Here is a 248-nt window from a genome sequence, read left to right on the forward strand (position 1 = left end):
ATGGAGAGGTAATCGGCACTGATAATGTGCCAGGGGTAGGCGCCGCTCATCCCCATCAGCAGGGCGCTGGCGAGGATCTTGACCGAGATGCTGAGGGCCCCCCCAAGAAAGGCGGCCACGAACAGGTAGACGAAGAGGTGGCGGGGCAACCAGGCCCAGCTTGCCAGAAACAGCAGCCAGCTGGTGGCCACCGGCAGCTCGACGCCGATGAGCGCCTGCCAGCCGAACTCCGCCAGATCGGTGACACC

General features: G+C 64.9%; 1 pseudogene. It reads right to left on the minus strand.

Annotated features, from left to right (window positions below):
- A pseudogene (locus B4920_RS27320) lies at positions 1 to 248 on the minus strand (hypothetical protein); the annotation flags it as partial.

This window comes from Zoogloea sp. LCSB751 (assembly GCF_002028455.1).
Lineage (GTDB): Bacteria > Pseudomonadota > Gammaproteobacteria > Burkholderiales > Rhodocyclaceae > Zoogloea.